Here is a 12,125-nt window from a genome sequence, read left to right as displayed (position 1 = left end):
CCGCCGCCTCGCCCCCGACGGAGAGGCGGCGGGCAGGACTCACTGGACGCGGCTGCCGCCGGACTCGGGCTCGGCGCCGCCGTCGTCGTCGGCCGGGATGTACACGTCGTTGACGTTGATGTTGACCTCGACCACCTCAAGGCCGGTGATCTGCTCGATAGCGGCGATCACGTTGCCGCGCACCGACTTCGCGAGGTCCGCGATCGGCACGCCGTAGTCGACGACGAGCTCAAGGTCGACCGCGGCCTGGCGTTCGCCCACCTCGACCGACACGCCCTGGCCGGCGCTGGCCGTGGCGCCGGGGATCCGCTCGCGCAACGCGCTCAGCGCCCTCGTCGCACCGCCGCCGAGCGCGTGCACGCCCTTGATCTCGCGGGCCGCGAGGCCGGCGACCTTCTGCACCACCACCTCCGAGATGGTGGTCGTGCCCCGGTCGGTGACGAGCTTGCTCGTGCCGCTGCCCACCGCGCTGTTCTTCTCCGCGCTGTTCTTCTCCGCAGTCTGCGTGGTCATCGTCGTTCCTTCCTTCGAAGCACCGTCCACACCTGAAAGACACCGCCGATCCGGGAATGTCACGGCCTGATCGGGTGATCCGGCCGTGAACCGTCCAGGGCGTCTCCGTCCACATCGGTCACGACGAGCCGCAGCCGCGCCGACTCCCACCGCGTGCCGGCGAGAGCGGTCCGCAGCACGGCACCCGCCTCCGCCAGCAGCGCGGGCAACGGCAACCGCGTCGCCACCACCCGCACGCACACCAGGTCGTCCGCCACGTCCACCGCGAGCCCGTCGACGTCCCACGGCACGCGCACCGACAACGCCGGCGTCGACGGCCGCAGCCCCTCGACCTTGCGCAGCGCCTTGAGCAGCTCCTCCACGATCAGCACGCGACGTCCACCACCGTCACCAGCACCGACTCCACCGCGACGCCGGTCAGTTCCGGCACCACCGCGCGCACGGACCGCTGCACCGCCCGCGCCACGGCGGCGGCCTGGTCGTCACCCGAGATCACCACGTCCACCTCCAGCTGCACGGCGGCCTCCGCGTACCGCACCCGGACCCCTTCGACGGGCGCCGGGTTCAGCCCCTTCACGTGCTGGCGCGCGGTGCGGACCACGGAGCCGACCAGCCCCGCGACCCCCGGCTGCACCCGCACGCCGGGCACCCGCTGCGCCGCGTGCACCGCCACCGCGGCCACCACCGGCGCCGCCACGACCGTTTCGAGAGTTTCGAGCACCCCGGTCACCCTTCGAGCACGTCGGACACGACGAGGTCGAGCCGCGCCAGCCGCACGCCGATGCGGGCGGAGGCCGCCGCGATCACCCGTTCCCGCACCACGTCGAACGTCCGCGCCGTGGCCGGTCCCACCGCGATCGCGATGCTCAGCTCCACCTCGATCACCGGGTCCGCCTCGCTCGACTCGGCCGCCTCGCTGACCCGGCACCCGCGCGCCCGCACGCCGTCGACCCCGTCCGCCGCGAACCGCAGCACCGCCGCGATCGCCCGCGTGCTGATCCGCGCCGGGTCGGTGCCGCCGCTGGGCAGCGGCACGGCGTCACCGCGCCGCGCGTCCGCCCGCACCGCCGACATCACCCTGCTGACCAGGTCGGACGGTGGTTCGACGCGTTCGCTCGCCATCTCCAGCGTGGCCGCCCGCAGCACCAGCAGGCTCTCGCGCACCGCCGCGCAGTGGGGACACCGCCGGGTGTGCTCGTCGGCGGTCTCGATCGTCTCCCAGACCTGTTCCACGTCCCGCCCACAGGGCAGGGCGTAGTCCGCCGTCACCTCCACGGCGCCATCACCTCCGCGAGTTGTGCGCGCGCACGCGCGAGCCTTCCGCGCACCGCCTGCTGCGTGGTGCCGATCGCCCCGGCGATCTCGTCGTACGACCGGCCGTGCACCTCGCGCAGCACCCAGCACGCGCGCTGTTCGGGCGTGAGCGCCCGCAACGCCACCGCCAGCGCGTCCATCTGCGCGCTCACCTCCACCGCCCGTTCCGGCCGTTCCCGCGGCGCCACCGACGGCTGCTCGTCGAGCTCGACGTCGGCCACCGGCCTGCGCTGCCGCAGCACGTTCAGGCACCTGTTCGTCGCCGTGCGGTAGAGCCACCCCACGAACGCCGCGTCGTCGTTGAGCTGCCCCAACCGGCGCCACGCGGTCAGGAACACGTCCTGCACCACGTCCTCCGCGTCGCCCGCACTCCCCACCACGCGCAACGCCAGCCGGTACATCTGTCCCTGGTAGCGGCGCACCAGCAGCTCGTAGGCGCGCATGTCGCCGTCACGGGACCGCGCCACCAACGTGGCATCGTCGAGTGCGGCGGCCTCCACGCTCATGGCTGCTCCCACCTGTTCGTCCGTGTCCCCTCCTTGGACACGTTCGTCCGCGAAACGTCACGCGGTCGGTTCACCGGGGAAAAACCACCGGTTCGTGGGACCCGCGGGAAATGTGACTTCGATCTTGCGGCCGGTTCTCCGTGGCCTCGGGGCCGATCTTGCGCTTGCATGGTCCCGGGCTGTGGAACTCCAGAGGGTGGCCTCGGTGATGGCCCTGTGGTGGCCCTGTAGCCCTGTGGTGGGAGGAACCGGTGACCGAGCGGTTGCGCGTCGTCGAGGCCCGCGTGCTGCGGTTCGCGCCGCTGGTGCTGGGCCTGTCCCTCGCCGGCTACGCGTGGCGGCTGACGTTCCCCGAGAGCTGGGGGATGATCGACCTGAAGGTGTACTGGAGCCTCGCCCCGAACGTGCTGAGCGACCGGCTCTACTCGGTCAGCATGCCGTTCACGGCGGACTTCCCGCTGCCGTTCACCTACCCGCCGTTCGGGGCGGTGGTGTTCCTGCCGCTGTCGGCGCTGCCGTGGCTCGCGGCGCGGATCGTCTGGCAGCTGCTGTCGCTGCTGTGCCTGTGGTGGCTCGTGCGGACGGCCCTGGCGGTGCTAACGCCGAAGATCGGCCACGACCCGCGGCGCGCACTGCTGTGGACGGGGCTGGCGCTGTGGTGCGAGCCGGTGCGCAAGACGCTCGACTTCGGCCAGATCAACCTGGTGCTGGTGGCCGGCGTGTTCGCAGCCGCGGTGGCCACCCGGAACTCCGTGGCGGGCCTGGGCGTCGGCGTGGGCGCGGGCCTGAAGCTGACCCCGGCGATCACGGGTCTGTACTTCCTGGCCACGCGGAGGTTCGCCGCGGCCGCGTGGTCGTTCACGGGCTTCGCGCTGACCGTGGCCATCGGCTTCCTGGTGTCCGCCGCGGACTCGTGGCGCTACTGGTTCGAGCTGCTCGGCGCCGCCGACCGCGTGGGCCCGGTGGGCTCCGCGATCAACCAGTCGCTGCGCGGCGCCCTGTCCCGCTCCCTCGGCCACGACGTCGAGACGTCCTGGCCGTGGCTGCTCGCGGCGGCCGTGTCCGGTGCACTGACGTGGTTCGCTCTGCGCTCGGCCGTGCGCGCGTCGGACACGCTTGCCGCCGTGCTCGCCGTACAGCTGTTCGGCCTGCTCGTCTCGCCGATCTCGTGGAGTCACCACTGGCTGTGGGTGATCCCGGTGGTGCTGTGGCTCGTTTACGGCGTCACGGGCCGTGCGTCACTCGCACTGGCCGGCGCCTGGGTCGTCGTGACCGGCACGGACCTCATCACGTTCCTCGTCGACCGGCAACCGTCGATCTGGGAGATCCCGAGACCCTGGCCGCTCGCCGCACTCGGCTGGGCCTACCCCGTCCTCGGCCTGCTGACCCTCGCCGCCACCCCGACGCTGCTCGGGACGACCTCGAAGGCGGGCCGCCGTGCTCACACCCGCGAAGTTTGAACGGCCCCTGCTGGCCGTCGCACCGTGGCTGCTGGCGCTCTCCGTCCTCCTGCGCGCCTGGACCATGGTCACCGGCTTCGGAAGCGAGTCGATCGACCTGTACGTGTACTGGTCGCTGGCCCCGCACGTCCTCGACGGCGACCTCTACCAGGTGACGTCCGCGCACTCCCCACCCGACTTCCCGCTGCCGTTCACCTACCCGCCGTTCGGCGCGCTGGCGTTCCTGCCGATGACGTGGCTGTTCTGGGGCGCGGCCCAGTGGACCTTCCGCGCGCTGTCCGTGCTGTGCCTGTACTGGCTGGTGCGCGTGACGCTGCGCTCGACCGCTCCGGCGTGGACACCGGTCTGGGCCCGGCGCGCGTTCCTGTGGACCGCGCTGCTGCTGTGGATGATGCCGGTCTTCCACACCTTCGAGTTCGGCCAGGTCAACCTGCTCCTGGCGGCGTGCACGCTCGCCGCCCTGCTGACGCGGCGCTCGCACGTCGCCGGCGCCGGCATCGGCCTGACCGCCGGCGTGAAACTCGTCCCGGCCATCTCGGGCCTGTACCTCCTGGCCACCCGCCGCTGGTCCGCGGCGGCGTGGTCGGCGACCGCGTTCCTGGCCTCCGTCGGCCTCGGCTTCCTGGTCGACTTCCAGCAGGCCGAGCGGTACTGGTTCACGCTGATGGGCGACCCGAGCCGGGTGGGTCCCATCGCGACCGCGCACAACCAGTCACTGCGCGGGGCGTTGTCCCGTTCCCTGGGCCACGACGTGCAGCTGACGTGGCCGTGGCTCGTCGCCGCGGCGCTGTCGGTGGTGGTGGCGCTGTTCGCGCTGCGGGCCGCGGTGCGGGCGGGGGAGCCGCTGGTCGGCGTGCTGTCGGTGCAGTTCCTCGGGCTGCTGCTGTCACCGATCTCGTGGGACCACCACTGGGTGTGGGTCGCGCCGCTGCTGATCTGGCTGGTGCACGGGCGCCTGGTGACCTGGGCACGCGTGACGTTGCTGGTGTCGTGGTGCCCGGTGGTGTTCTACGACGTCATCGCGTTCCAGCTGCGGCGGCAGCCGACGATCTGGACCATCTCGCGGCCGGGGTGGCTGTCGGCGGTCGGGTGGGCCTATCCGGCGCTCGCGCTGGTGACGTTGGTGCTGGTCGCGGTGGCCGTGGGGAAGCCTCGGGCGTTGCCCGTGCTGCCGAAGCGGGTGCTGGTGACGCAGAACAGCTGAGCGCGGGCGGGGTGATAACGGTGTTCCGGCCGCGCAACGGCCGGTGTTCCACTCGGAAGCCGAGCGCGGTTCACCGGCGTGGCCGCGGGGGAGGGGTATGAGCTGCCGGGCCCAGGCGGCCCAGGACATCGGCCGCCACGACGTGGTCAAGGACGTGGCGGCCAGGACGCAAACCCGACCCGATCGACGCCGCCTTCCGCCCCGCCGACGTCAGCGACCGCGGCACCGCCGGCAGCCGCTACGCCCTGGGCACCGTGCGCACGCATGTCGTCTCGCGCATGTGCGTCAACGCGCCGGATCACCACGCGACCGTGTTCGCGGACCTCGAACGGGTCGGTCCCACCCGCTACCGGCTCCTCCACTGACACCGAACGGCGGCCGGCCTCGCGCCCCGCGGTCAGCTCTGCCGCAACGGTGCCCCGGCGTCGTGCAGGTGGTGCAGGACCTGCGCGTAGGAGTCGCGCAACGTGGTCTTGCTGTACGGAATGCCGTGCCGCAGGCAGAAGTCCTCGACGACGGGCTGCGCGTGGCGCAGGTTCGGGCGGGGCATGTGCGGGTAGAGGTGGTGCTCGATCTGGTGGTTGAGACCGCCCAGCAGCGCGTCGACCCACCGGCCGCCGGTGACGTTGCGGGAGGTCAGCACCTGCTTGTGGAGGTGGTCCAGGCGCTCGCCCTCGCCGATGATCGGCATGCCCTTGTGGTTCGGGGCGAACGAGCACCCCAGGTAGACGCCCATCAGGCCCTGGTGCACCGCGATGAACACGACCGCCTTCAGCGGCGACAGCACGACGAACACCGCCGTCAGGTACACCGCCAGCGGCAGGAGCTGCAGTGCCGCCTCCCGCCACGGCGTGCGCAGTTCCCTGCGGCACAGGGCGACCAGGCCGGACAGCCGCAGCACGATCGCCTCCGCGGTGAGCAGCGGGAAGAACAGGAACGCCTGGTGCTTGGTGATCCAGCTGTACACGCCGCGCTTCTCGGCGGCCTGGGCGCGACTGAACGCGAGGGCGTGGATCTCGATGTCGGGGTCGTGGTCCTCGTGGTTGGGGTTGGCGTGGTGCCGGTTGTGCTTGGCGACCCACCACTGGTAGCTGATGCCGGTGAGGCTGCCGTGCAGGTGCCCCACGACGTCGTTGTTGCGGTGGCTGCGGAAGATCTGCCGGTGCCCGGCGTCGTGCCCGATGAACGCCAGCTGCGTCGAGGCCACGGCCAGGACGGCCGCCGTGACCACCTGCCACCACGAGTCGCCCAGCACCACGAACGCCACGGCGATCACGGCGAGCAGCACCGCGTTGACGGCCATCCGCAGCAGGTAGTAGCCGCGCCGGCGCTCCAGCAGGCCGGCGGCCTTCAGCTCTCTGGTCAGGCGGGCGAAGTCGCTGCCGCGTGGGACGTTCTTCATGTCGGTCGAGTCGTCGCGTGTGACGGTCATGCACCTGCTCCGGGGGTCGGTCGGCTGTGGGGAGCCGTGGTGGGGTTCAGCTTGTCGGCTTCGGTGTCGAGGCCCGGTTCGTCCGGCCCGGACTCCTCCGGTTCGCTGGTGTGCACGTCGGCCGGCAGCACGTGCTCGTCGGCCTCACTGAGCAGGGAACGGACCGCCGAGTTGAGCACCGCCAGCAGCGGGACGGCGAGCAGCGCGCCCGCGATGCCCGCGACCAGCAGGCCGGACGCGATGGCCAGCACGACCGCGAGCGGGTGCAGCTTCACCGCCCGTCCCAGCAGGAACGGTTGCAGCACATGGCTTTCCAGCTGGTTCACGGCGATGACGATGATCAGGGCGATCAACGCGGTGACGGGCCCGTTCGCGACGAGCGCGACGAGGACGGCCACGGCTCCCGCCACCACCGCGCCGAAGATGGGGATGAACGAGCAGATGAACACCAATGCGGCCAGCGGCACCGCCAGGGGAACTCGCAGGACCGCGAGGCCGATGCCGATGCCCAGCGCGTCGACCACGGCGACCGCCCCGGTGGCGCGGACGTAGCTGACCAGCGCGGCGAGGCTGCGGCGGCCGGCGACGTCGACCCGCCTGCGCGGGCCCTGCGGGACCACACGCACGAGGAACTGCCAGATCCGCGGGCCGTCGTAGAGGAAGAACGCGAGCGAGAACAGCACCAGCAGTGCCTCGGTGAGGATCTCACCGAGCGTCGCCGCGGTGGTGAGGGCGCCGGTGGTGATGACGGTCTGGTTGTCCTGCAACGTTTTCACGATCCGGTCCGCGAACTCCCGCAGCTGGCTCTCGCTCAGGTGCAACGGTCCGTTGACGAGCCAGCCGGACACGGCATCCACGCTGCGGGTCAGCTGCGCGGCGAGGTCCGGCACCCCGTTGACGAAGGTGATCACGACGAACGTGACCAGCCCGCCGAGCAGGGCCAGCCCCGCGACCAGCACCAGCGCGGTGGCCAGGCCCCTGGGCACCCGCCGCGCCATCAGCTGACCGACGGCCGGGGTGAGCAACGCCGCCAGCAGCAACGCGATCGCGAGGGGCACGACCAGTGCGGCGAGCCTGCCGAGGACGGAACCCAGCACGTACAGCGCCGCGACCACGACCAGCAAGCGCCAGCCGATCGCGGCGGCGACGCGCAACGCGTCGGGAACGGCGGACGCGGCACCGCCGCCGTTCCGCTCCCGCGTCACCGGCTCTTCCGGCGTGTTCTTTTCCGGGCTGGTCTCTTCCGGCGTGGTCACGGGAGGAGTCGAGCGGAACCGTCTGCCCGCTCTGGTGTTCACGGCGTTCGTGCCTCCGGTGTCGGTGTCCGACGCCGGGGTCCGGGGCCATCGGCGGTGGGCGGCGGGTTCAGGCCGCCTGCGGTGTGAGTTCCCCCTGGTCGCACACCACAAACAGGCAAACCCGCTGCACCTTCGAGGATTGAGCTTCGCCGCAGTGGGAATCCGCAGTGCGTGTCGCACCTGAGGTTCAGGTGTGGGGGAAGGACGGAACCACAATGGGTACCGACGACAAGATCGACGCCAAGGGCGACGAGCTCAAGGGCAAGGTCAAGGAAGGCCTGGGCGGCGCCACCGACGACCAGGGTCTGGAGACCGAAGGCAAGGTCGACCAGGCGAAGGGTCACCTCAAGGAGTCGGCCGAGAAGGTGAAGGACGCCTTCAAGAAGGACTGACCCTCTTCGCCCGTCGCAGGAGCGCGCACCCCAGGGTGTGCGCTCCTGCGGGCGTTCTGCCGTCGTCAGTTCTGCCGTCCTCAGGTCAGCAGCCCGGCCGCGAGGAGCGCCGCGCTCACCCCGGCGCCCATCACCTCGACCGGCACCGGCCGTCGCCGGGCCCACCGCGCGAACGCCACGTTCAAGACCACGTGCGCGGCGGCGGTGGCGAACACCCACCGCGGATCCGAGGCCAGGAGCAGGGTCGCGCCGAGGTGGAACGAGGTCGCGGTGATGCCGCGCAAGCCGCCGTGCAGCGGGTGCGTGCTGATGTACCCGCCGTGTGACCGCAGCTGCTCGGCCGCCTGCCGCCCGACGGGCCGGCTGAAGCGCCTCAGCTGCGTGGCGACGGCGAACACGAGCCCCGCCAGCGCCCAGCCCAGGCCCGCCCAGCGCGCCGATCCGGTCCCGTCGACGACGACCAGCACGAGCGCGAGCCGGACCACCTCGTCGGTGGTTCCCGACGCGACGGCGAGGATGGTGTCCCGCTTCCCGGCCGCGTGCAGCCTGCTCGCCGACGCGAGCACCGGCAGGCTCGCCGCCAGCGCGACCAGCCAGCCCAGCACACCCAGCAGCGCCGCGCCCGCGTCCGCGATCCCGGACGTCACGACCAGCGTGGCCGCGGCGAGCACCAGAACGCCCGCCATCACGGCGGCGCCCGCCCTGATCCTCCCGGCGACCTCGGGCGGACCGGCGCCGGGTTGTTCCCCGCTCGTCGACTCGTCGATGACCCCGACGCTACGCCCGAACCCGGCTCCCGGACAGGCGGCCGGCCGCCGAGTCCACTGTGGAGTGCCGTCGGCGACTAGCTGCGCGGCCGGCCGGTCCTCGTCATCCCGTCGATCTGCGGTGCGCGGGCGTTGACCTGGTCAGCGACCTCCGACAGCAGCTGGTTGGTGTTGCGGGCGTAGTTCCGCATGAGCGAGAAGGCGTCCACGAGGTCGATCTGCAGGCGTTCGGTCAGCACGCCCTTGGCCTGCTCGATCGCGACCCGGCTCGTGAGCGCGGCCTGCAGCTGCTCGGCGAGCACCTGGTTCTGCCGCGACGCCCGCACCTGCAGCAGGCTGATCGTCGCGACGTTCGCGAACGACTGCGCCAGCGCCGCCGCCTCCGGCAGGAGCGGTCCCGGCGAGGCGCGGAACAGGTTCAGCGTGCCGATGACCTCGTCGCGCAGCCGCATCGGCACCGCGTCGACCGCGGCGAACCCGAGCTCCGCCGCCGCGCCGCTGAACCGGGGCCACCGCTGCGGTTCCGCACGCAGGTCGTTGCCCCGCACGCTCTGCCCGGAGCGGAAGCACTCCTCGGACGGACCTTCTCCGCCCTGCAGCAGGAAGTGCTCAAGCGGGCGCACCAGTTCGCTGGAGACGGCCATCAGCCTGAGCGCGCCCCGTTCGTCGGCCAGCAGGATGCCCGCCGCTTCCACGGCGAGCAGCTCGACGCACCGTTCAGCCAGCACGTGGAGGAACTCGATGCTGTCGAACCGCTCCACGAGCGTGTCGGCCAGTTCGACAAAGGTCTGTGCCACTCGTTGGTCCGACACCTGCGCGCCCCTCACCTGTCGTTGTTGGTGACCGTCGTTCCGTGTCCGGCCACGGCGCCGGACACCGGGGAGGGGCACCGGCCGGATCGCGCGCACCCGGCCGAACGCCCTGCCGTAGCCGGCGGTCGGCCGCCTCGCCACCACACCGGCCGCCTCGCGCAACGAGCCCCCGAGCAGCACCGGTTCCCCGTACCGCTCATCGGCCGGCACCTCGTCCGCGACCCGCGCCGGCTGGTCCAGCAGCAGGCCCACCACCGCGTCGGCCAGCTCTCCCACGTCGAGGATCTCCTCCGGCAGGAGGGTGCCCGGCGTGTCGCGGTAGACCTCCAGCGCACCGAGGGACTGCTCGCCCGACGACAGCGGGAACGCGAACACCGCCGCAACCCCGGCTTCGACCGCGGCGGGAGCGAACCGCGGCCAGCGCGCCGTGCTCGCGGAGTCCGCGAGGTCCGGCACGAGCACCGGCCAGTTGTCCCGCGCCACCGCGAGAGCCGGCCCCTCCGCGAGCGCCGTCTGCAGCTCCGCGACCTCCTCACCGCAGAAACCGGCGGTCTCGAACGAGCGCACCGCGTTCGCGCCCGCCCTGAGGTAGATCGCCGTGCCGACCGCGTCCGTCCTGACGCCGCAGGCGATGCAGACGTGGCGAACGGCGTCCCGCACGCTCGCGTGCCCGTCCACGCCCGCTACCACGCCGGGCACACGGCAGAACCGTCGCCGAGGTGCCGGGCCAGCACTGCCGGGGTTGCGTTCACGACCCACCGCACACGGTGCTCAAGGACATCTCCTCACGAGGCCAGAGCTACCGCGGGGTCTGGGCGGATTCACCCACCAGCCTAGCCGAGGCGAGGTCGCGGTCAATCCTTCACACGCGATCAGCGCAACCAGCCCGCACGCGCGTGGGTTACACGTCCGGTTCCGCTTCCCGGATCGCTGCCAGCGCTGTGATGTCGATCGAGCCCGCGATGACCCCCTCCGCCACCCTGCTGAGGTGTTCGCCGTGGCTCCGCGAGTACCGGCGCAGGCGCTCGAACGCCCCGCTCATGCCGATCTGGAGCCGCTCGGCGAGCACGCCCTTCGCCTGTTCGACGAGCACCCTGCTCTGCAACGCGTTCTGCAGCTGCCCGGCGAGCAGCTCGCGGTGGCTGATGACCTGTGCCTGGAGCAGCCCGATGGTGGCGACGTCGGCCATGGCCTGCGCGACCCTGAGAGTGGGTTCGGTCAACGCCCCCTCGGCGACGGTGAACAGGTTCAGCGCGCCGACCGTCTGCTCGCGCAACCGCATCGGCAGCGCGTGCAGGGCACCGAAGCCGGCCTCCCGCGCCACCGAGGAGAACTCGGGCCAGCGTTGCGGCGGTTCGGTGAAGTTCGCGACGGTCACCGGCACACTGGTGAGGTAGCACTCCATGCACGGGCCCTGCCGGTGCTGCAGCTCGAAGAGCTCCAGCAGCCGGGCGCGGTCGCTGGAGGCACCGACCACCTGCAGCTCGCCGTGGTGGTCGACGAGCAGGATGCCGGCGGCGTCCACCTCCAGCGTCGTGACGCAGCGGTCCGTGAGCAGGTGCATGAACTCGACCGGGTCGAAGTCGGCCACCAGGGTGTCGGCCAGCTCGACGAAGGTCTCCGCCAGATTCTCCATGGTCATGGGAGCCACCTCTGTTGTTCGATCGCCGGCGGAGTGGTCATCGCGGATCCGACCACCCCTCCTGGCTCAGCCGCAGACGCCGGGCGACGATGTCGCGGGACACCTCGATGACCGACCGGTCGTGAGCGAACGCGTGGGCACGCAACCGCACCAGTGCCTCGTCCATGCTGACCCCCATCTGGACGGACAGCATCCCGGTGGCCTGGTGCACCTCGGCGCGGCTGAGCGGCATCCCGTCGACGGGAGGGAGCTCGGAGCCCAGGTGCGGGCGGGTCAGCTCGTCCAGCAGCAACGACATGGTGATGTCGGCGAGCACGAGTGCGTCGTAGACCTGGTCCGCGCTCAGCGGGCCCTGGCTCGTCCGGTGCAGCACGAGCGCGCCGAGCCGGATCGCACCGCTGCGCAGCGGGAAGGCGAACAACGCCTGCGCTCCGGCAGCGGCCGCGGCGGGCGAGAACAGCGGCCACCGCTGGTGGCTCGCCCACGAGTCCAGCTCGGCCACCAGCACCGGCACCCCGGACCGGACCGCGTCCTCGCACGGCCCCTCACCCAGGGTGAACCGCAGGTTCTCGAGCTGGCTGCCGATCCCGTCCGTGGAGTACCGGCTCTCGCCCCGGCCCATGCCGTTCATCAGGGTCAGTTGAGCGCCGCTCACCCCGACCAGCGGCACGCACGCCTCGCACGCCGCCTCGCTGGAGGTCGTGACGCCGCGGGCGGCCGCGTCCCCGGCGAGGTGCGCCAGCACCTTGGCCAGTCGCTCACCGCTCACCGCTCACCGGTCCCGC

General features: G+C 72.0%; 14 protein-coding genes. 3 read left to right on the top strand and 11 right to left on the bottom strand.

Annotated elements, in window-relative coordinates; translation table 11 throughout:
- Positions 1-39: 39 nt before the first annotated feature.
- Genes ADL03_RS16680 through ADL03_RS16660 form a run of 5 tightly spaced genes read right to left on the bottom strand, consistent with a single transcriptional unit; the run spans position 40 to position 2,333 of the window.
- Positions 40-513, bottom strand: coding sequence for an Asp23/Gls24 family envelope stress response protein (locus tag ADL03_RS16680; protein ID WP_053734371.1), 474 nt, complete (start codon positions 511-513; stop codon positions 40-42).
- A 59-nt stretch (positions 514-572) separates the two neighbouring features.
- Entirely contained in the window at positions 573-884 is a 312-nt protein-coding gene (locus tag ADL03_RS16675) for a hypothetical protein (RefSeq protein ID WP_053734370.1), read from the bottom strand.
- The gene (locus tag ADL03_RS16670; protein ID WP_231641940.1) at positions 878-1,234 is read right to left on the bottom strand and encodes an Asp23/Gls24 family envelope stress response protein; all 357 of its coding nucleotides are present in this window, start codon (positions 1,232-1,234) and stop codon (positions 878-880) included. The genes ADL03_RS16675 and ADL03_RS16670 overlap by 7 nt, the downstream gene beginning before the upstream one ends.
- A gap of 5 nt (positions 1,235-1,239) precedes the next feature.
- A complete protein-coding gene (locus tag ADL03_RS16665; RefSeq protein ID WP_053734368.1) occupies positions 1,240-1,788 on the bottom strand; it encodes a hypothetical protein in 549 nt (182 codons plus the stop codon).
- Positions 1,779-2,333, bottom strand: a complete 555-nt coding sequence (locus tag ADL03_RS16660; RefSeq protein WP_053734367.1) for an RNA polymerase sigma factor — start codon at positions 2,331-2,333, stop codon at positions 1,779-1,781. Before ADL03_RS16660 ends, ADL03_RS16665 begins: the two co-directional genes overlap by 10 nt.
- Positions 2,334-2,584: 251 nt before the next feature.
- Between ADL03_RS16660 and ADL03_RS16655 the strand changes: the two genes are divergently transcribed.
- Positions 2,585-3,793 carry a glycosyltransferase 87 family protein gene (locus ADL03_RS16655; RefSeq protein ID WP_053734366.1) on the top strand — a complete coding sequence of 403 codons (1,209 nt, stop codon included), beginning with the start codon at positions 2,585-2,587 and terminating at the stop codon, positions 3,791-3,793.
- Positions 3,771-4,997: a glycosyltransferase 87 family protein gene (locus ADL03_RS16650; protein WP_053734365.1), complete on the top strand. Its 1,227-nt coding sequence runs from the start codon at positions 3,771-3,773 to the stop codon at positions 4,995-4,997. The genes ADL03_RS16655 and ADL03_RS16650 overlap by 23 nt, the downstream gene beginning before the upstream one ends.
- 397 nt (positions 4,998-5,394) lie before the next feature.
- Here the strand turns inward: ADL03_RS16650 and ADL03_RS16645 are convergent, their stop codons facing one another.
- Both ADL03_RS16645 and ADL03_RS16640 read right to left on the bottom strand, forming a co-directional pair.
- Positions 5,395-6,429 (bottom strand): acyl-CoA desaturase, encoded by a 1,035-nt coding sequence (locus tag ADL03_RS16645; protein ID WP_053734364.1) that lies wholly within the window; start codon positions 6,427-6,429, stop codon positions 5,395-5,397.
- Entirely contained in the window at positions 6,426-7,634 is a 1,209-nt protein-coding gene (locus ADL03_RS16640) for an AI-2E family transporter (protein WP_053734409.1), read from the bottom strand. The genes ADL03_RS16645 and ADL03_RS16640 overlap by 4 nt, the downstream gene beginning before the upstream one ends.
- A gap of 308 nt (positions 7,635-7,942) precedes the next feature.
- Here ADL03_RS16640 and ADL03_RS44760 point away from each other — a divergent pair, with 308 nt between their 5' ends.
- The gene (locus tag ADL03_RS44760; RefSeq protein ID WP_063798600.1) at positions 7,943-8,119 is read left to right on the top strand and encodes a CsbD family protein; all 177 of its coding nucleotides are present in this window, start codon (positions 7,943-7,945) and stop codon (positions 8,117-8,119) included.
- Positions 8,120-8,199: 80 nt separating this feature from the next.
- Here the strand turns inward: ADL03_RS44760 and ADL03_RS16635 are convergent, their stop codons facing one another.
- The 4 genes from ADL03_RS16635 to ADL03_RS16620 all read right to left on the bottom strand — a co-directional run bounded on the left by ADL03_RS16635 (position 8,200) and on the right by ADL03_RS16620 (position 12,109).
- A complete protein-coding gene (locus ADL03_RS16635; protein WP_053734363.1) occupies positions 8,200-8,805 on the bottom strand; it encodes a hypothetical protein in 606 nt (201 codons plus the stop codon).
- Positions 8,806-8,963: 158 nt separating this feature from the next.
- On the bottom strand, positions 8,964-10,397 hold the full coding sequence (locus ADL03_RS48435; protein WP_197288382.1) for a GAF and ANTAR domain-containing protein: 1,434 nt from the start codon (positions 10,395-10,397) through the stop codon (positions 8,964-8,966).
- A 202-nt stretch (positions 10,398-10,599) separates the two neighbouring features.
- Positions 10,600-11,340 (bottom strand): GAF and ANTAR domain-containing protein, encoded by a 741-nt coding sequence (locus tag ADL03_RS16625; protein ID WP_053734362.1) that lies wholly within the window; start codon positions 11,338-11,340, stop codon positions 10,600-10,602.
- Positions 11,341-11,377: 37 nt separating this feature from the next.
- Positions 11,378-12,109 (bottom strand): GAF and ANTAR domain-containing protein, encoded by a 732-nt coding sequence (locus tag ADL03_RS16620; protein ID WP_053734361.1) that lies wholly within the window; start codon positions 12,107-12,109, stop codon positions 11,378-11,380.
- Positions 12,110-12,125: the final 16 nt, after the last annotated feature.

Origin of the sequence: Nocardia sp. NRRL S-836, assembly GCF_001279525.1 — a bacterium.
GTDB lineage: Bacteria > Actinomycetota > Actinomycetes > Mycobacteriales > Pseudonocardiaceae > Lentzea.
The sequence above is the reverse complement of the archived record's forward strand: the minus strand, read 5'-3'. Positions and strand labels throughout refer to the sequence as shown.